This is a genomic window from Pseudoalteromonas xiamenensis, from assembly GCF_030994125.1.
Classification (GTDB): domain Bacteria; phylum Pseudomonadota; class Gammaproteobacteria; order Enterobacterales; family Alteromonadaceae; genus Pseudoalteromonas; species Pseudoalteromonas xiamenensis_B.
This window is the reverse complement of the sequence record NZ_CP099917.1, coordinates 2,812,569-2,829,283: the sequence shown is the minus strand read 5'-3', so window position 1 is coordinate 2,829,283 and position 16,715 is coordinate 2,812,569. Positions and strand designations below refer to the sequence as shown.

At 43.4% G+C, this 16,715-nt stretch carries 13 protein-coding genes; 3 read left to right on the top strand and 10 right to left on the bottom strand.

Features of this window, described 5'->3' with window-relative positions; translation table 11 throughout:
- Positions 1-101: 101 nt before the first annotated feature.
- The 6 genes from NI389_RS13105 to NI389_RS13080 form a co-directional block, all read right to left on the bottom strand.
- Positions 102-1,952 carry an Lnb N-terminal periplasmic domain-containing protein gene (locus tag NI389_RS13105; protein ID WP_308360314.1) on the bottom strand — a complete coding sequence of 617 codons (1,851 nt, stop codon included), beginning with the start codon at positions 1,950-1,952 and terminating at the stop codon, positions 102-104.
- Positions 1,953-1,991: 39 nt separating this feature from the next.
- The gene (locus NI389_RS13100; RefSeq protein ID WP_308360313.1) at positions 1,992-2,468 is read right to left on the bottom strand and encodes a DUF3015 family protein; all 477 of its coding nucleotides are present in this window, start codon (positions 2,466-2,468) and stop codon (positions 1,992-1,994) included.
- Between the two features lie 435 nt (positions 2,469-2,903).
- Positions 2,904-4,184 carry a glutamate-1-semialdehyde 2,1-aminomutase gene (hemL, locus tag NI389_RS13095; RefSeq protein WP_308360312.1) on the bottom strand — a complete coding sequence of 427 codons (1,281 nt, stop codon included), beginning with the start codon at positions 4,182-4,184 and terminating at the stop codon, positions 2,904-2,906.
- A gap of 11 nt (positions 4,185-4,195) precedes the next feature.
- Positions 4,196-5,212 carry an aspartate carbamoyltransferase gene (locus NI389_RS13090; protein ID WP_308362559.1) on the bottom strand — a complete coding sequence of 339 codons (1,017 nt, stop codon included), beginning with the start codon at positions 5,210-5,212 and terminating at the stop codon, positions 4,196-4,198.
- Positions 5,213-5,352: 140 nt separating this feature from the next.
- Positions 5,353-5,787, bottom strand: coding sequence for a CopD family protein (locus tag NI389_RS13085; RefSeq protein ID WP_308360311.1), 435 nt, complete (start codon positions 5,785-5,787; stop codon positions 5,353-5,355).
- Positions 5,788-5,800: 13 nt separating this feature from the next.
- The gene (locus NI389_RS13080; protein WP_308360310.1) at positions 5,801-7,483 is read right to left on the bottom strand and encodes a chloride channel protein; all 1,683 of its coding nucleotides are present in this window, start codon (positions 7,481-7,483) and stop codon (positions 5,801-5,803) included.
- A 312-nt stretch (positions 7,484-7,795) separates the two neighbouring features.
- On the opposite strand from NI389_RS13080, the gene erpA reads away from it, so the two are divergent.
- Positions 7,796-8,134 (top strand): iron-sulfur cluster insertion protein ErpA, encoded by a 339-nt coding sequence (gene erpA, locus NI389_RS13075; protein WP_208842400.1) that lies wholly within the window; start codon positions 7,796-7,798, stop codon positions 8,132-8,134.
- A 33-nt stretch (positions 8,135-8,167) separates the two neighbouring features.
- On the opposite strand, the gene NI389_RS13070 is transcribed toward erpA, so the two are convergent.
- The 3 genes from NI389_RS13070 to NI389_RS13060 all read right to left on the bottom strand — a co-directional run bounded on the left by NI389_RS13070 (position 8,168) and on the right by NI389_RS13060 (position 11,313).
- The gene (locus NI389_RS13070) at positions 8,168-9,016 is read right to left on the bottom strand and encodes an HDOD domain-containing protein (protein WP_308360309.1); all 849 of its coding nucleotides are present in this window, start codon (positions 9,014-9,016) and stop codon (positions 8,168-8,170) included.
- Positions 9,017-9,127: 111 nt separating this feature from the next.
- On the bottom strand, positions 9,128-9,790 hold the full coding sequence (locus NI389_RS13065; protein WP_308360308.1) for a hypothetical protein: 663 nt from the start codon (positions 9,788-9,790) through the stop codon (positions 9,128-9,130).
- Positions 9,791-9,792: 2 nt separating this feature from the next.
- Complete coding sequence (locus NI389_RS13060) at positions 9,793-11,313, bottom strand: CYTH domain-containing protein (protein WP_308360307.1); 1,521 nt, start codon at positions 11,311-11,313, stop codon at positions 9,793-9,795.
- Positions 11,314-11,562: 249 nt separating this feature from the next.
- On the opposite strand from NI389_RS13060, the gene NI389_RS13055 reads away from it, so the two are divergent.
- Positions 11,563-12,210 (top strand): TIGR04211 family SH3 domain-containing protein, encoded by a 648-nt coding sequence (locus tag NI389_RS13055; RefSeq protein ID WP_308360306.1) that lies wholly within the window; start codon positions 11,563-11,565, stop codon positions 12,208-12,210.
- A 34-nt stretch (positions 12,211-12,244) separates the two neighbouring features.
- On the opposite strand, the gene NI389_RS13050 is transcribed toward NI389_RS13055, so the two are convergent.
- Positions 12,245-12,736 carry a winged helix-turn-helix transcriptional regulator gene (locus NI389_RS13050; RefSeq protein ID WP_208842395.1) on the bottom strand — a complete coding sequence of 164 codons (492 nt, stop codon included), beginning with the start codon at positions 12,734-12,736 and terminating at the stop codon, positions 12,245-12,247.
- 136 nt (positions 12,737-12,872) lie between these two features.
- Here NI389_RS13050 and putA point away from each other — a divergent pair, with 136 nt between their 5' ends.
- Positions 12,873-16,673, top strand: a complete 3,801-nt coding sequence (gene putA, locus NI389_RS13045) for a bifunctional proline dehydrogenase/L-glutamate gamma-semialdehyde dehydrogenase PutA (RefSeq protein WP_308360305.1) — start codon at positions 12,873-12,875, stop codon at positions 16,671-16,673.
- The last annotated feature ends 42 nt before the right edge of the window (positions 16,674-16,715 follow it).

The following is a 16,715-nucleotide window of genomic DNA, read 5'->3' as shown; positions in this document are numbered from 1 at the left end:
CTAAGATAGGGATGAAAAGGTTTGTAGAGAAAACGATGTTTACAATTCAATTCCTAGAAAACTTGGTTTTTTATATATTAAAGTTTTTAGCCTTTTTACTATTACCAATACCAACCAACTTCCACGCCAACCAAATTTTCCTTAATTTCTTTCTGATAGCGGTAGTTAAATCGCAAATCCATAGCATCGTTTACTTTATGTCTAAACGTCGCTTTGAGCGCTGTTGCTTGTTGATCAAAGCCATATTTTCGTTCTAGTTGAATATTCCAAGCCTGAAGGTCATTTAAATAGCCATTGAGAATCAAATTAGTGCTCAAAAAAAGGCCTGAACTATCGAGTTTAGTATCGTGAAATCCGGCACCGAAGAAACCAGCCAATGAAACAGAATCTTTAATAAAAGAACCTGCATAGCCGTAACCAGCATGTACAAAACCAGCTAAGGGGGGATTGTTGTTATTAAGCTTTCTTTGCAGGCCTACTTGTAGGAACCATGAGTGACTCTGGTCACCGGGTAGCATAGTATAATTTTGCCTCACATTCAGAATATTCACTAAATTCAAAGATTCTATTGTTGTAGCTTTGTTTTGGGAAATTCGCATCTTGATTTCTCCCATGGACAGACCTGAATGCCTGACATGTCCGTAACTTGAATCAAGCGGATCATAATAGGCTGGTCTAATTGAAAGTATTCCCCAAGAATCTGATTCTGTATGAAACAAACCGAGCGATGACCTGCTTAAAGGACGACCAAGGTCAGGTACATTTGATGAATTAAATAGAACGTGCCCATTACCAGAAGGTAATTGATACCTAAGTGATAACACTTTTGAATAATGAAGATTATTGGGGTCTTGCTCTTTCAATTCAGGTTGTCGTAGAAATTGATAATAGTCAATCAAAGTGTCCAATACATTGTGCTGAGAGGGAATAGATTCGTTTTCAAGAGCCTCGATTGATAGTTTTTCTGGGTTTTCAGCAAAGTAAGTTACTAAGGCTATTTCTGACTCAGATAGTTTTGCATAGCGCTGATAAAGACGACTCTGTCTAGACGGATGATATTTCCGCTTTTTTATTTTTTCGGGCTGAAATTGCGCTAGCTGTTGTACGACAGTTTGGGGGGCAACCCAAGGTTTCCAACTTTGTGAGGCCGGGATGTTTAATACAAGATTAAGTGCATTAGCCATGAAAAAAGCACAGTTTTTATTTAAAAAGTAGTAAGTAAATTTCCTATTTTGCAGTTCCCATAAGTGGGCTATAAGAAAAATACGTTCTTCATCCGTAAGGTCTAGTTGATACTCCCATAGGTCACGGAACTCATTCTCACCGTAGTTTTGTAAATGATAGAAAAAGCCCTGAGTAGTGAACGAAGAGCTATATCCACCTACCAATCCTTTTATTATGTAAATCAGCATGTTCTCATCTGGAGGAACATCTGCACCAAAGTTAATAGCAGGATCGTATAGTCTACCTAATGATGAAGTGTTCAGTTTGAGGAGTAAATGGCCGTAATAAGATGCTGGATTTCCTAAATACCCAGTTGCAAAAACCAAGCTAATCGAATCAATTTGGGTATAATTCTTGAATTCCTCAAAGCTAGGGCATTTAATATTCTTAATTTTTTGATTGAATACAGGTAGTTGACTTTCCAGCCAAATTTTACGTGCTTTGTATTTACACAGCGCATGATTATTAGGATTGTTCCCTACCGGTTCATTAAATGCACGAAGCGTATTTCTAAGCTCTTGCTCCGGTGAAAAGTCCTGATATTGTGATAGATAAAACCCATCATTAGAAACGGTTGGCTCACCTTGCTCATTTAGAAAAAGGAGCTGATGCCACTTTTTTTCATTCGCTAACTGAGGAATGAGGCCTGAATCAATAGATTGACTAATAGCAATTTTCGGTGAAAGCAGTGTTGCTAAAAGTAACACTGCATAAAAGTAATATCTCATTGTAAAATGGCGTCACTCTGCAAGTGAAACCTCAATACATTAGATAGCTGCAACTAGTGCATTGTAAAACGCAATTGATTTTGCCTTTTTATCCGCAGAATTAAACTCTGTAGATGCCAAGTTTGACGACATCTCCGAGCGAATACCGCTGATCACTTCCATATGACGAGTTGAATTAACTTCCATGATGTTTAATAGAGCAACAAGGTGTTCACCTTCGCCACGAGCAGCTTCTTCAGATAAGTTATCATAGCTTTCAAGGATAAATTTCGCCGCAGTTACCGTTTTACCATTACATGTCTCTGGACTTGCTGTAGCAGAAGTTACCGCCGTTGTACCGATATCCCAAATAATGTTTGACGTTACTGCTAGCACTTTATTGTTTTGGAAAAGAGCTGCACCAATACCACAGTCAGAAAATGGGTTTGGACCTGTGCCAACTTTTTTATCTTCAGCATGTACATTCACAGACATGACAGCAAGCAATGCTAAACTAGTAAACATTTTTGATTTCATTTTCGCAGTTCCTTTTTTGCGTTTTTGGAAATATTTCAGGTCGGGTTTGTACATAAAAAAGGAATTACTTGCAACAAATTATTGTAACTTATGTAATTTAATGAACAATCCATGTGGTTTCAGTATGATATTTGAACTATTTTCAGGTATTTCTATTTTGTAATGACATTTCATTTTTGGCTAATTATGAACTAAAAAATCATTTGAGGTGACTTTCTCAAGTTTGCTGACGAATAGATTGATTCTCAACCATATATAAATGGCTCACAGGATTAACGTTTTCACATACTTTGAGCAAGGCAAAAGCGGGGAAATTAAGAAAAAGTTAGGTTAAACATAAAATGATTGATGACGAGAGAAAATAGGGTCACGTCATAATCATTCTCATAGAGAATGGGGACACTGTCCCCCCTCTTTTTTTAACACTGACAACATTTAAAGCTTAGCAAACACGCGTTCCGCAGCATCAATTGTTGCCTGAATGTCGGCATCACTGTGCATAGTGCTGACAAAACCTGCTTCAAACGCAGAAGGGGCAAGGTATACTCCCTCTTCCAACATGAGATGGAAGAAACGTTTAAAACGTTCAACGTCACATTCTGTTGCTTGTTGATAACTCGTCACTTTCTCAGCTGTCGTGAAGAAGAAACCGTACATACCACCAGCGTAGTTTGTGGTCAAAGGAATGCCCGCTTTGTCAGCCGCCGCTTGGAAACCTTCGCATAGCGCTTTGCTTTTCGCTTCTAGCGATGTGTGAAGCTCAGGCGCGTCAAGTAATTCGAGCGCTTTCAAACCTGCAGCCATAGCAATTGGGTTACCTGACAACGTACCCGCTTGGTACACTGGACCTACCGGCGCAATGTAATCCATTATTTCACGCTTTCCACCAAATGCGCCCACAGGCATGCCACCACCAATGACTTTACCTAAACAGGTTAAATCTGGCTTAATGTCGTAATATGCCTGAGCACCGCCTAGCGCAACACGAAACCCCGTCATAACTTCATCAAAAATCAGAACACTTTGGTATTCATCACAAACGGTGCGTAAACCTTCTAAAAAGCCATCAACCGGTGGTATGCAGTTCATATTACCCGCAACTGGTTCGACAATAATACACGCTATCTCTTCTGGATATTTTGCAAAAATAGCACGCACTTCTTCTAGGTTATTGAATGAAACCGTTAGCGTGTGCTTCGCAAAATCCGCAGGGATCCCTGGTGAATTTGGCACACCCATTGTTAAGGCGCCAGAACCCGCTTTCACCAATAATGAATCCGCATGACCATGATAACATCCTTCAAATTTCAGAATTTTATCACGACCTGTGTAACCACGAGCCAAACGGATAGCGCTCATTGTTGCTTCCGTACCGGAGCTCACCATGCGCACTTTTTCGATAGATGGAACCAGTGATTTTACTTTTTCCGCCATCAAAATTTCGGTTTTGGTAGGTGCGCCATAGCTCAGGCCATTTTCAACCGCGTTCAACACAGCAGCTTTAATCTCTGGGTGATTGTGGCCTAAGATCATCGGCCCCCAAGAGCCGACATAATCAATGTATTTGTTATTATCTGCATCAAAAGTATATGCACCTTCTGCACGAGTAATAAACAGAGGCGTTCCACCAACGCCGTTGAAGGCACGAACTGGCGAGTTTACCCCACCAGGAATAGATTCTTGCGCTCGGGCAAAAAGTTCTTGGCTGATAGTCATGCTTTATCCTATTAGCTGTTGCGTTTACGGCTAAACCAAGGCACCTCGGCCTCGTATTTTTCCACTACATTATCGACACCTAGCGTTAACGCAAAAAGCGCCATTCGGATTAAAACGCCATTTTGAACCTGGCGGAAAATTGCTAAGTTGTCGTTGCTATTCAAATCATTATCAAGTTCATTTGCATCTAGACGACTGTCTCGAGGCAACGGATGCATCAATACCGATTCAGGCTTACAGTGAGCGTTGTATATCGCTTGACTGATTTTAAACCCACCACGGTATTTATTTGCTTCTTCTTGTGACGGGAATCGTTCTTCCTGAATACGTGTTTGATACACGATATCCGCAGCCAAATTACCTTCCATTTTTGACACCAACTCTATTTGGTGCCCAGCATTTGATACTGTATCTAGAATGTAATCTGGCATTTGCAATCCATCAGGTGCCACCATAGTAAATTTTACGTTTTTGTAATGACACAGAAGTTTTGACAAAGAATGGACCGTACGACCATATTTTAAATCACCAACCATGGCGATGTGAAAACCATCCACGTTTTTACCGTAGCGTTCCAGTTCACGCTCAATGGTCAGCAAATCCAGTAAAGCTTGAGTTGGGTGTTCATTTGGACCGTCACCACCATTAATGACTGGTACGTCAGAGCCAGTCGCAAATTCAGCAACAGAGCCTGCATCAGGATGGCGCATTGCAACCGCATCCGCATACGCTGAAATTACGCGAGCTGTGTCATAGAGCGATTCGCCTTTGGCAAGCGCAGAACTTTGCATACCGGTTGTTTCACGGACCAAACCACCCAATAAATTGAACGCCGTACCAAAACTGACACGAGTGCGCGTACTTGGTTCAAAAAACAGATTTGCTAAAATTGCTCCTTCCAACACACGCGTACGCTTGTGTTTTTTTGCGTATGGCTCCATACGTTTGGCCACCGCAAAGATCTGCTCAATAGCGTCTCGATTGAGCTGATTTACAGAAAGAATATGTTCACCTTGGAAACTTAACATGGAGGCAATTCCTAAATCACAATTTGATATCGGGTTTGCATTACGCTCACCCATCCCAACGCTTTGTTCTGTATAGTCGAATAAGACCACACATTCACCAAACCATTTGGCCGGCGATTTTAACAGAATTTGTCTTAATTTTAGAGTGCTGGTTTCACAATCGCTAAAAATACGATGGCAAGTAAAACCAACACCGGGAACTCATTGAAAATACGATAAAAACGATCACTTCTTCGATTTCTATCATGCTTAAAATCCGCTAACAGTTTAAAACAATAACCATGATAAATATAAAGCGCGATCACCAGCACTAATTTATAGTGAAGCCACATACTCATTCTGAACCACTCTCGACCGTATTCCATGATCATGAGCAATCCAAATACGGCGGTGAAGATGGCAAAAGGCGTCACGAAATAAAGTAGGCGACGTTCCATGATTTTTAACATCGCGCTGGCATTTCGGTCTTCTGTCATGGCGTGATAAACAAACAATCGCGGTAAATAAAAGATCCCAGCGAACCAAGCAACCATAAAAAAGACATGCAAAAATTTATAAATTAGTACGACGCTCATCTTGCCCTCAAATTTAAAGTAAGGTTTGTCGGTGAGTAATAATATTACGCAGTTGATCCCAACGTAAAATTCCCATAATTTGCTGTTTATCTTTACGGTTATAGACGTAAACCGCTCCACTGCGCTTATCTTTTAAAATGTCGAATGCGTCCGCGAGTGTAGCTTGATTGGACAGTCCTTGTAGGGGAATATACGAAATAGACACACTGCCCTCGCCGGTTAGACTCAAATCATATTCCGCCAAGCGGTAGCCATTTTGCTCATCGTAAACGATGAGCGGCGTTTGACTGTTTACCGCGCCCAATGTGTCCTTTATTTGCTCTTTATCATCGGAGTAGAGCAGTTTAAAGTCTTCTTCCATTTCAGCCATGATCCCTACTTTTTGCAACGCTTCAGTGGCCGGTGAAACTTGGTACGGCAGTCCTTGAAAATCGAGCTGCTGCAAGAAAATTGAACGATTCCCAAACACTTGCAGTGCAGTCACGTAGGCTGTCGAAATCACCAACATAGCCGGAACAATGATTTGTGGGCTAGAGGTTAATTCCATAACGGCAGTGAGCGCTGCCAGCGGCGCGTGTAACGTTGCAGCTAAAAGCCCCGCCATTCCTAATACGCCGTAGGTACCGCTGACATCAACACCAGGACTAATCCATTGACCAAAAAACGACATTAAGGTGCCCATGACAACCCCGAGCCCAATCACCGGCCCTATCAATCCGCCAGGAATACCAAGGCCTATAGCAAACAAGGTGGCCAATAATTTAGCTATCAAAATGGTGGTGAGTAATTGAATGTCGTCAGGTGATTGCAAAGCTTGTGTAATCGCACTCATTCCAGATCCCATCGCTTCGGGCACTAAATAACCGATACCGCCAGCTATCAATCCAGCCAACAGCAACCGTGGGAACATATTGATAGATTTGAACGTACGAATGATGAGCATTAAATTTTGATTGAACGCAAATGCCACTGCACCAAGTGCAGCTCCACAAAGTACTAAAAATGGATAGTGCCATCCAGAGAGCGGGTTAATCGTGATCAGGGCTAATTCTGAATCAGTTCCAAAAACGTTTTGCGTTAACAGCGCCCCCGTTACCGCAGCAAGCATTATAGGCACGAAGATGTGAACTTTATATTCCCTTAGCACGACCTCCATTACAAATATCACCGCCGCAAGCGGCGTATTAAACGATGCAGCAATACCCGCAGCGACACCGCATCCACCTAGAGTTCTCGCTGCATTTAGAGGTAAATGCATGCGTTCAGCTAAAATACTGGCACCGGTCGCCCCTAAATGAACTGATGGACCTTCTCGCCCTACCGAAAAGCCACAGATTAAAGCGACTGCCCCACCGAAAAACTGGTTTGCCGTATTCCAGATTGGCATTTGACCGTAGTGATGCTTAATACGATGAATGACGAATGGGATCCCAAGACGATAATGTTTAAACCCTGTCATATCGGCAAACACAGCGATGAACAATGCGGCCATAACAGGAAGCACTACACGGTCGGCTTCGGAGAGTGAACTAAAATTATCCGCAGCCGTTAGATATAGACCTTGAAAGAAGTGAATAGATAGTCTGAAAAGAATAATTAACACCGCAGCGATCAGTCCGGCTGCGATGCCTAGCAAGCACAATTGAATAGATGTTTTTGGTATTGCTAATCGACGCCTCAACGTATCCAGCGACATTGACGTATTCCTACTTTCAGTATGTGGCAAGTTTACCAAACAATGTGGAATAAGTCTTTGTGCAAGCGCAAGGTTTTAGAAATATCTGAACGCTTTAAAGTGATCTAGGTATTGGTACTCTGCCACGACGTAGTTTTCCGACGCTTCACGCCACAATACTTTGTTTTTCCTATATAAACCCGAATCAAGAAACCTTACAGTCGCTATCGCGTGCCTTTGTTTCGTATTTGGTATGCGACTGTGAGCTATACTTGATTAAAATACTCAGGTATTAGATAATTCGCCTATTCAAGTTTTGGGGCTTTTAGTGACATGTCAGAACAGATTCCAATTAAATTTACAGATGCTGCGGCAAACCGCGTAAAAGAGCTTATCGATGAGGAAGAAAATCCGAATCTGAAATTGCGCGTTTATGTAACCGGTGGCGGTTGCTCGGGTTTCCAATACGGTTTTACATTTGATGAGAAAGCCAACCCTGGCGACCTTGAAATCGTCAAAAATGGCGTAACGATGGTTGTTGACCCAATGAGTATTCAATACTTGGTGGATGGTGAAGTTGACTATACTGAAGGTTTGGAAGGCGCACGCTTCTTCGTAAACAACCCGAATGCAACGACAACATGTGGCTGTGGCGCAAGTTTCAGCGTTTAACGGTTGTAATCACTAAAGGTGCTGCTCGCGCCTTTAGTGAATGAAAATTTCTTCAGCGTCCTCTTTAATATCTACATATTCATCATCATGAATATCCAAATTCAGCATTACACTGTCTTTAAAAACATACCAATCAGCCGAACTTCTAAAACGTTTTCCTTCATTAACAAGGTTTTCCGCCAGTTTTAATGCAGCAAAAGTCAATTTATCTTCTTGATTCACACCAGACTCATTTAAAAACTCAGGATCGTGATGGCGCAAGATCATTTGGCAAATATTCTTTGGTAAATGCCAAGACGACGCCAAATAGTAACCAACGACTGTATGGGTAGTTACAAATTGCTGACGTTCATAATACTCTAACGTTTGCTCAGGGCGCTCTGCCGCTCGGGTTAGTACTTCATGATAATTCTTATATCGCATCGACATAGCTGGGATCCCTGCATCGTGAAACAGTCCAAGCAACTGTAAATTCTCAACAGGAACGCGTGTTTTTAATCGCTCGCCAATCAACACCGCGACCTGCGAAATATCGGCAGCGGTATCCCAAAATCGTTCAAGTGAAATACAACAAGCGTTTTGGTCAAACGCTTTTTTCAATAAAAAGCCAGTCACAACTTGAGTAATGCAGTTGACGCCAAGAAACATCACCGCTTGTTTAATATCCGTGATCGTCCGAGATAAGCCGTATGCAGGAGAGTTAATGATTTTTAACACGGCAGCAGAGGTCGCAACATCGGAGGAGATAATGTGCGCAATATGCGTTAGCTCAGGTTCTGGTTGACTCAATTCATTTTGAAGTGCTTGGAGGATTTCAGGTTTAGGGGGAAAGCTAAAACCTGAACGTAAATCTTCCAGCACTTTGTCATCAATTTCAATCATAGCAACGTACAAAGAATGCGGGTCTTTAAAGTGTAGTCGATGAATCAGTACGCGGTTAAATCGATTTAAAGTTTATTTTGCAACGATGAACTAGAACACGAGTAGGCGCTTTTATTCAAAATGCTCAAATGTAGTGCAATCCCCCGGTTCGAAACCATGCGAGAAATGCTGATATTTCGGCTTCAGCATCAGCGAAGCCAAAGCCTGAAACGCCGCTTTTGTGCTAGCTAATGTATTTCGATTAACCAGCCACAATGGTACACGCCCGTTCGGGTGTGCGAGCGCGTCGTATTCAACCACTAACCCATCTACCGTCTCGTAAAAACGCCATTGTGCTCGCATCGGCGTAACGGTGACGATATCTTCAGGTAAAGAGCTGTTGACGATATCACGGACTTGCATTTGATAAACCAATCTGGAATTAACGGGCTCAACCGACAGACAAGAACGTGTAAATAACTGGCGCTTTGCCAACGGAAACGGCGCATCAAACAGGGTATAAACAATACTTTGGGCAGGTGTTGGACGACTGACTAACGTCACGTGTTCAACATGGGGTAACCAGCTTTTGGCATTATCTACATCCGCAAGGACACTGAGTAAATTATCCTTTTTGGCGGCATCTACCTGCATCCAGACTTTAATTTCAACGACACCTGTTTGTGCGAGGCGCTTTTGGATAGTAAGATTATCTGATTGGTACCAAGTAGACCAATCTACCGCTTTACTCGACCAGCTCATCAGGCAAAGTAAAGCGATAAACAGATGGCGCATAATTATCGCCAGTATGGTGTGTTATCGAGTGATGCGACGCGACTTTGCTCCATCGCCGTCACCAAAAAATTGGCTTTTTGTTCAAGCCACTTCTGTATTTCCTCAAGTTGCTCATCACCGTGACCGACGCACAGTTGTTTCAAATAAGACAGCGTTTGAAGTTCATAAACACCATAGAGGATATCAAGCCATGGCGTTCGGAAAATACGTCTGTCTTCTTTATCAAAAAGCGACCCTAGACAGTTGCCGTTCAACATCGTGTTTTCGAGATGTGGCTTTAGTTGCAAATAATCATTTGAATTAAACGATTTGTCTTCTAAAACCATTTGTTTTAACTGCTGCCAGTCACGCTCAAACAACTGAGCGGCTACCTCTACAATCGGTTTCTCCGCTGCAATTGCCGCTTTTTGGTTCCACGTTTTACGCCACGTACGCTCAAGTAAAAAGCGCGTTAATGCCAGAAGCAATCGGTTATAGCGCGCACAGTGAAATAAGTCCTGCATATCGGTTTCGCTTGGCTGCACATCCTGCAGATCGGTGATCACTTGCGCGAGCTCAGGCGCATTATTGATTTTTTTATAGTAGGCGTGACGCTTTGAGGTGTATGTTTTAAGTTGCATTGCGTTTTCAACCCAACTTAGTTCTCCCAGCAACCATTTTAACTCTTTACGAAGGTGTTCCGTTGCCTCTTTTTCGACAATTTCGTCAAATAACCAAAAGATGTGGCGGATAAGTGAAATGCCATCTAACACTCGCTTAAGCGTTTTAAGTTTCGGTTCGTCGAAATAACATTGCTCATGCTTCTGTACGAAACGAATTGCGTAACCCAGCGACTCTTCAAGCGCTTGCTCTTGGGTGTCGCGTTTAGAAAGCGGCACAAAACTCAACGCTTTGTTGGCAATCAGAGGCTTGTTATCAGCCATGCGGTAGCCACGGGCCGCTTTCGAATAAAGTCCTAAACGAACACCTAATTGGCTGATGAGATGTTCTGCAAACGCAAAAACATCACTACGATCGCCTTCAATGAGCTCCACTTCCAACTCTGAAATTGGTTCACTTTGGTTGCCAGCCGTTACTTCACCTTTATCTAAGACGACTTCCAACTGGCTGCCATTTTCAGTTTCAATTAGCCATTTTCGGCGCGTGAAATTGGTGCTAAAAATCGGTTGTAAGTTTGCTGAAATAAACGCCACATCCATGCCTGTAGGCCAAATGTTAGCGTCAAATAACGCGATGTTAGGTTTACCACCTTCAATGGGGAGATTGTATTCTGGACGCTGATGTAAACCACCGACGACTTCACCGGATAACTTGATGGTTTGCTCACATTCATCGTTGCAGCAACGAGTGCGTAAACCAATATCCAGTTTTCTGAGGTGTCTCTCAGGCGTATCAAAATAAGCGTTTTGGAGTTGTTTCGTTGGTTTGTTATTAACGGTTTTCGCAAATTGCATCAACAAACCAGGGACGAGGGGTACTTCATTGTCTGAAAGTAAAAACTTCAGTTCTATCTCAGTATCCATGTAGTGGGTGTAAACCTAAAAAATTATCGAACGCTCAAAATATACAAACTAGCCTTTCAATGCAAATAAATTCTCGTTTGCGTTCGCGCCAAGCCCCTTTAAAATTGCATACGTTAAGGATTTAGGGGTACAAGAAATTTAACTTAGAAAATTCTCACTCCATCCGCCTAAATGCTTGCACTTGTCATGTTTAATTCATACTATCTGTGCAAGAATTGGCAGAATTTCATATACGATAAAGGCTTAGAAATGAATACACGGACCTTGCTGTTGTCTTGCATGCTTGCGCTACCAACACTCTCTTTTGCACAAACAGAGCTTACTGAAGCGCCAGCAACGACTGAGCAAGCAGAACAAACCTCTTCCGAATCGACATCGATTGTTCCTAATGCCTATATCACCGATAACCTCTATATTTTTGTGCACAGTGGAGCTGGCAAAAATTACCGAATTCTGGGATCAATCAATGCGGGGACGGCTGTTCAAGTTGTTGGCGATGAAAAGAATGGTTTTGTAAACGTCATCGATGACAAAGGCCGTGAAGGTTGGGTTGAAGCTGAATTCGTGACGACAGAAGCCGGCTTACAGATCACCAATCAAAACTTGCAAGCGCAGCTTGATGCGCTGAATGTGGAGCTACAAGACAGTCAAAACGAAGTGCCTACATTGCAAGCAAAACTGAATTCTCTTGAATCCGAAAATGCAGAACTTCGACAAGCAGTGAAAGATTCGGAAACGCAAAAAGTGCAAATACAAAAAGAGGCAATGAACAAAAAACAAGAACAACAGCATCTACTGTTAAGTTATGGTGCGGCAATTGCGTTTTCAGGTCTTATCTTGGGTGTTATTTTGACGCTGTTTTTATCACGTAGAAAACGTTACGACGGTTGGGCATAATTCACCTAACCAAAAAATAGGCGGTAAATACCGCCTATTTTTTTGGCATTAAAACTTGCACACCAACATCAGGCTTGACGTGTTCTATCACCATATAGGTATGGTTCGTCGCAACGCCCGGGATTTCCACGATAATTCCTAGCACTTCTCGGTACTCACTCATGTCTCGTACACGAATTTTAATGAGATAATCAAATCCGCCCGCAACCATGTCACATCCTGCCACTTGCGGCACCCGCAGAATATGCTGCTTGAATGTCTCAAACACAGCTTCTGTCGAACGATTTAACGTTACCTCAACATGAGCAACTAAGTTTTGCCCCAGCCTAGTTGGGTTCAATCTCGCCGTGTAACCTTCAATGTATCCTTCCGCTTCCAACTTTTTGACCCTGTCCAGACAGGGACTTGGGCTTAAGTTAACCTGTTTAGCGAGATTTACATTCGAAATCCGACCATTTTTCTGTAAGGCGTCTAAAATTGCTAAATCAATTCGATCAAGCACACGTGTTTTGATTGAAGTAGTCATACAGAATTTTATGCTGAGTTACGTGAAAATTTAGCCGTAAATTACCGTAATTAGCAAAATTAAACCAGCATATTCTGCTGAGTTTTATATAGAATGCACGGAAAATCGTCCCAATTAATTCTTTGAGGGTTTACCTATGCTATTTCATGGCGACTTAACGACGCAGTGCCCGATCCGTCAAAAGATCCGTGAGTTTTACCGCATCGATGAAGAGCAAGTTATCGATCACATTTTGCCACTGGCAGAAGTGGGTATCTCAGCTCGTACACGTGCTTGGGAACGCGCTCGCCAGATGGTTTTGAACATCCGTAGAGATCAAAAAGGTCAAGGTGGTGTTGACGCACTTTTAAATGAATACTCACTTTCTTCTGAAGAAGGTGTGGTACTGATGTGTCTTGCTGAAGCACTGCTCCGAGTACCAGACAAGGAAACTCAAGAAGAACTGATTCGTGACAAGCTAACGAAAGGTGATTGGTTCTCTCACTTAGGTAACAGCGACTCGCTTTTTGTAAACGCATCAGCGTGGGGCCTGCTTGTAACAGGCAAAATGGTGAACTACGCCGACCGCTCTAAAGAAGAACAATTTGGCGTTTTAAAACGTTTAATTGGTCGCGTTGGTGAACCAACAATCCGTAAATCTGTACAAACTGCCATGAAGATCATGGGTAAGCAGTTTGTTATGGGCACGACAATCCAATCTGCTGTTGAGCGTGCAAAAGAAAAAGAAGCAAAAGGCTATGCTTATTCTTACGACATGCTGGGTGAAGGCGCGCGCACGATGGCGGACGCTGAGCGTTACTTCGATAGCTACATGAAAGCTATTCATGTCATTGGTAAAGCCGCAGCCGGCCGCGGTCCAATCAAGAGCCCAGGTATTTCCGTAAAACTTTCTGCTATCCACCCTCGTTACGAATTCACTCACCGTGACCGCGTAATGGAAGAGCTTGTTCCAAAACTGAAAGAATTAGCGCTTGCAGCAAAACAGTACGACATCGGATTTACCGTAGATGCCGAAGAAGCAAACCGTTTAGATATCTCTTTAGACATCATTGAAGCGGTATTCTCTGATGACGCACTCGGCAACTGGAATGGTTTTGGTCTAGCCGTACAAGCGTATCAAAAACGTGCCACATTCGTAATTGACTGGCTTGAAACGCTTGCTCGCCGTGTCGGCCGTAAATTGATGGTTCGTCTAGTTAAAGGCGCGTATTGGGATACGGAAGTTAAGACGACACAAGCTGACGGTCTTGAAGACTTCCCTGTGTTTACACGCAAAGCGACGACAGACGTTTCATACAAAGCGTGTGCTATCAAACTAATGAAAGCCCGCGATGTTATTTTTCCTCAATTTGCAACGCACAACGCCTACTCTGCGGCGACGATTCTCGAGCTGGCTGATGGTCAATTCTCTAACTTCGAATTCCAACGTCTTCACGGCATGGGCGAATCATTGTATGACCAAGTGGTCACTAATGACAAAGTTCAATGTCGCGTATACGCGCCGGTTGGACACCATGAAGATCTTCTAGCGTACTTAGTTCGTCGTCTACTTGAAAACGGTGCGAACTCCTCTTTCGTTAATGCAATCGTTGATGAAACCAAACCAGTTGAAGACTTACTTGTCGATCCGGTTGAAAAACTGCAACGCTTGCGTAACCGCCGCAATAAACAAATCACAATGCCACTGAACGTATACGGTGAAGAACGTAATAACTCAAAAGGCATGGATTTAACAAACATCAACCTTATTACTCCGCTACGTGATCATTTATCAACGTGGGTAAAAGAGAATCTAAAAACCGTTGATGATGTGCCAGAAGGCCATGAAGCAGTCGTAAACCCTGCTCGTCTTTCTGAAGTTATTGGTAGCATTCGCCACCACAGTGCTGAAGAAATGAAGCAGCTTGTGGCAAACGCAGAAGCGGCGTTCCAAACGTGGACTAAAACACCCGTTCAAGAACGTGCCGATATTCTTCGTCGCACAGCAGATGCATTAGAGCGTCACCGTGATGAGCTCATCGCAATGTGTATTAAAGAAGCCGGTAAGGTTACGCAAGACGCGATTGACGAAGTACGTGAAGCCGTTGACTTCTGTCGTTACTACGCTGCTCGCGCGGAAGAACTTTGCGCGGATGACCGTTTTGAAGCGCGTGGCGTGATGCTATGTATCAGCCCATGGAACTTCCCTCTGGCAATTTTCCTAGGTCAAGTTGCTGCAGCTATCGTTACCGGTAATACGGTTATTGCGAAGCCAGCTGAGCAAACGTCTCTGATTGCCCTTCGTACCATCGATCTTATGCGCGAAGTTGGTTTACCTGAATTTATTGTACAACCAGTATTAGCTCGTGGCAGTGAAGTTGGTGAGCACATTGTTCCAGATAACCGCGTACAAGCCGTTATGTTTACAGGTTCAACAGAAACGGGGACCCGCATTTCTCAAACTTTGGCAACACGCGGCGGCGAACAAGTTCCTCTAATTGCGGAAACGGGTGGCCAAAACTGCATGATCGTTGACTCAACGGCACTGCCTGAGCAAGTGGTTGATGATGTCATTTCATCTGGCTTCCAAAGTGCTGGCCAACGTTGTTCTGCACTTCGTGTTTTATTCGTGCAATCAGAAATCGCGGATAAAGTGATCCGAATGATCAAAGGCGCGATGCAAGAACTTCATATTGGCGATCCTGCTTACCTTGAAACGGATGTGGGTCCAGTTATCGATGAAAAAGCACTTAATGCGCTAAATGCACACGTTGAGTACTTAAAAGGCAATGCAACGCTTCATTACGAGTGTGAATTAACGGAAGAACACAAAGCGGGTTACTTCTTCGCTCCACGCTTATACGAAATTGCCGATTTATCCGTACTGAAAAAAGAAGTGTTCGGTCCATGTGTTCACGTGATCCGCTTTAAAGCGGGTGAAATTGACAAAGTAATCGACCAAGTCAATGCGACAGGTTTTGGTTTAACCATGGGCGTGCATACACGCATCGAAGAGCGAGCACAGTACTTAGCGAAGCAATCGCGTGCGGGTAACGTGTACATCAACCGTAACATGATCGGTGCTGTCGTTGGCGTACAACCATTTGGTGGTCGTGGCCTTTCTGGTACAGGTCCAAAAGCAGGTGGTCCAAACTATTTGACGCGTCTTGTGAAAGAAACATCGGTCGCAGATCGCTTTGATCAAGCGGATTTCAGTAAAGCAGGTGAAGAACTTCAAGTACTTCCAGGCGCACAAGAACAAGTTAATCGCATGATGAGCAACGCTCAACGTGACGAAAAACTATGGCGCTTTATGCCAGTGGCAAATCGCGTATCGGTAATGCGCCAACTACTCGCAAAACTAGCGACAGTTAACAGTATGGACGCGTTGGCCGATGATTTAGCAAGAACACTTCTAGATGCGCGTGAACAACTTGTCCGTGTTGAAAAACGCTTGTCAAAAGGCGTTGTGATGCCTGGCCCAACAGGTGAATCGAACATCATGTACTACGAGCCGCGCGGTACAGTACTGTGTTATGCAGATAAAGACACCTCATTTAACTTCTGGGTAATGTCTGTGGTTACAGCACTTGCTGCAGGTAACTCAGTGATCACCGTAGTGTCTGATCTTTTCCACGATGAAGCGGTAGCGTTTCGTGAAAAGTTAGTGGCATGTGGCGTGTCTGAAGGGATCTTACAAGTTGCGAAGTTAAACCAGCTTCCTGCGTTACTTGCCCATCCGACGCTCACATCCGCAGTGGTAAGCACAAATTGTGACCGTACTTCGTACATCACAGCGCAGCTTGCAGCACGTCACGGTGCAATTTTGCCAGTGATCAGTGCGCTTCACTATGACAACCTTCTGACACGTTTAGTGACAGAAAAGACCGTTAGTATCGACACCACGGCTTCAGGTGGTAACACGTCACTCATGACGTTGGTTGAAGATGACGAGTAAGTCTTAGTCGCAAAAAAAGGGCATGATTTTCATGCCCTTTTT

What these genes read in the sequence shown, in the direction of transcription:
- NI389_RS13105 (WP_308360314.1), bottom strand. Translation starts at nt 1,952, where the DNA reads ATGAGATATTACTTTTATGCAGTGTTACTTTTAGCAACACTGCTTTCA.
- NI389_RS13100 (WP_308360313.1), bottom strand. Translation starts at nt 2,468, where the DNA reads ATGAAATCAAAAATGTTTACTAGTTTAGCATTGCTTGCTGTCATGTCT.
- hemL (WP_308360312.1), bottom strand. Translation starts at nt 4,184, where the DNA reads ATGACTATCAGCCAAGAACTTTTTGCCCGAGCGCAAGAATCTATTCCT.
- NI389_RS13090 (WP_308362559.1), bottom strand. Translation starts at nt 5,212, where the DNA reads ATGTTAAGTTTCCAAGGTGAACATATTCTTTCTGTAAATCAGCTCAAT.
- NI389_RS13085 (WP_308360311.1), bottom strand. Translation starts at nt 5,787, where the DNA reads ATGAGCGTCGTACTAATTTATAAATTTTTGCATGTCTTTTTTATGGTT.
- NI389_RS13080 (WP_308360310.1), bottom strand. Translation starts at nt 7,483, where the DNA reads ATGTCGCTGGATACGTTGAGGCGTCGATTAGCAATACCAAAAACATCT.
- erpA (WP_208842400.1), top strand. Translation starts at nt 7,796, where the DNA reads ATGTCAGAACAGATTCCAATTAAATTTACAGATGCTGCGGCAAACCGC.
- NI389_RS13070 (WP_308360309.1), bottom strand. Translation starts at nt 9,016, where the DNA reads ATGATTGAAATTGATGACAAAGTGCTGGAAGATTTACGTTCAGGTTTT.
- NI389_RS13065 (WP_308360308.1), bottom strand. Translation starts at nt 9,790, where the DNA reads ATGCGCCATCTGTTTATCGCTTTACTTTGCCTGATGAGCTGGTCGAGT.
- NI389_RS13060 (WP_308360307.1), bottom strand. Translation starts at nt 11,313, where the DNA reads ATGGATACTGAGATAGAACTGAAGTTTTTACTTTCAGACAATGAAGTA.
- NI389_RS13055 (WP_308360306.1), top strand. Translation starts at nt 11,563, where the DNA reads ATGAATACACGGACCTTGCTGTTGTCTTGCATGCTTGCGCTACCAACA.
- NI389_RS13050 (WP_208842395.1), bottom strand. Translation starts at nt 12,736, where the DNA reads ATGACTACTTCAATCAAAACACGTGTGCTTGATCGAATTGATTTAGCA.
- putA (WP_308360305.1), top strand. Translation starts at nt 12,873, where the DNA reads ATGCTATTTCATGGCGACTTAACGACGCAGTGCCCGATCCGTCAAAAG.